Origin of the sequence: Comamonas sp. NyZ500 (assembly GCF_016772095.1) — a bacterium.
GTDB lineage: Bacteria > Pseudomonadota > Gammaproteobacteria > Burkholderiales > Burkholderiaceae_C > Comamonas > Comamonas thiooxydans.
On the sequence record NZ_JAEIJE010000052.1, the window covers coordinates 1 to 1,454 of the forward strand.

The 1,454-nt window shown below is 59.8% G+C and carries 1 protein-coding gene and 1 pseudogene; both read right to left on the reverse strand.

The genetic code is table 11. The features are described from left to right. Positions 1 to 825: HAMP domain-containing protein (locus tag JAO85_RS25500; RefSeq protein ID WP_202789299.1), on the reverse strand; the 825-nt coding region annotated here is incomplete at its 3' end. 311 nt (positions 826 to 1,136) lie between these two features. Further along, positions 1,137 to 1,454: pseudogene (locus tag JAO85_RS25505) on the reverse strand (methyl-accepting chemotaxis protein); the annotation flags it as partial.

The following is a 1,454-nucleotide window of genomic DNA, read 5'->3' on the forward strand; positions in this document are numbered from 1 at the left end:
CGAAGAGACGGATTCCACGCCCGAGCGCACCTGGCCGACGACGGAGCGCAGGCGCTCGGCCATGGCGTTCAGGGACTGGTGCAGATGCCCCAGTTCGTCTTCGCTGCCATGCCCGCTTCTGAAACTCAGATCGCCCTCGGCGATCGCATCTGCCAGCTCCACGGCCTTGACAAGAGGCCGGGTGATGGAGCGCATGATGAGCAGGCCAGTCACCAATCCCAAAAACATGATGACGCCACAAGCGACGGCTATCACCACATAGGCTTTGGAGCGGCTGGACTCACCCAGCTCCAGCGCCTGAACCCGGTAGCGGTCCTGCAGTTGCACATAGGCATCCAGGGCCGCGTAGTACTTTTGCGCCATGGGATTGAGCCGCTCTTCGATCAGCTTTTGCGAACGCTCGAAATCCTTGGATTGACGAGCCTGATCCACCTCCTTGTTCACCGCAAACAAGGCATCTCTATGCGTGTTCACATCGGCCATCAGGCCCTTGGCCTCTTGGGTATGAACCTGTGCCAGCACCTTGTCGCGCAACTCGTTGATGCTGGCGATCAGGCCGGCCATGGCCTTGTACTGGTGCTCGACCAGATTCTCTTCCGTGGACATGGCAGCTGCCGTGAAGCGATCCATGCTCATCTGGGTCAGGATGCGCCACTCCTTGGCCTGCGCAGCAGCAGTCTGCGCCTCCACCACCGCCGTAAGAACGCCCTCGTTGACACGTTTGGAATAAGCCAGGCTGCCTGCCACCAGCAACAACATCCCCGCCAAAAGACCGATCACCAATGCCCACAGCTTCCGGGCCACGGTGAATTGAAACAACTTCATGAACCAACCAATCCAGACAAAAGAACCCACACACACAGGCACGTCCGCATCGTGAACTACGGGCTGGCTTGTGCATGACTCTGGCGGTCAATTCCTGGCCCCTGACGTCCTCCCTCCACCTCTTCGGGATGCTCTCCCGAGGTTGCATCAATATATTAATAATTGTTACAACTGCTTTGCGCATTGCACACGACTGATGTTCTCAGTACTTTCCCGCTTTTCGACACGGCTGGAGTTGGCAATCCAGAATGAAAAAGCCCGCAGCCTCCTGTCAGAAGCGGCGGGCCTGCAAGCGGGTGTCAGCCTGCGGTTTAGAACGTTTCCCAGTCCCCATCGTCGGAGTCCGCAGCAGGCTTGGCCTTGCTGGCACTCAGCGCTGTGGGAGCCGGAGCAGCAGGCGCTTTCTTGATCGCGGGCCTGACTGCTGCTGCAGTCTGCTTCACAGGCGCCATGGCTGGCATGGCGCGGCTGGCCGAGCGCTGAGGTGCGGCAACCTTGGCATAGCCGGTTTCATGGCCGAGCTTGAAGACTGAGACCACTTCCGCCAGACGACGCGCCTGCTCCTGCATGGACAGCGCCGCCGCACTGGACTCCTCCACCAGCGCCGCGTTCTGCTGCGTCATCTGGTC